The 203-nt window shown below is 46.8% G+C and carries 1 protein-coding gene; it reads right to left on the reverse strand.

The window, feature by feature from the left end; genetic code table 11:
* The coding region (locus FS806_RS26475) for a hypothetical protein (RefSeq protein WP_222126777.1) at nt 1-203 on the reverse strand (203 nt) is incomplete at both ends.

The raw sequence follows: 203 nt of genomic DNA on the forward strand, positions 1-203 counted from the left end.
GCAGAAAATCGACGAAATCGCCAAATTCACATGCACTTTTGCTGGTCTTTTGCTGATTTCAGCTAAAATCGGTCCAATGACATGCACTTTTGCTGGTCTTTTCGGATACCCGGCGCGCTTTCCCGGTCCTACCTCCCAAAGTAGAACAAAAGTGCAGGTCTTTTTGCGGATATTCGGCAAATCTCCGGAAAGACGGACAAATC

This window comes from Paenibacillus sp. 32O-W (genome assembly GCF_007679495.1).
Taxonomy (GTDB): domain Bacteria; phylum Bacillota; class Bacilli; order Paenibacillales; family NBRC-103111; genus Paenibacillus_L; species Paenibacillus_L residui.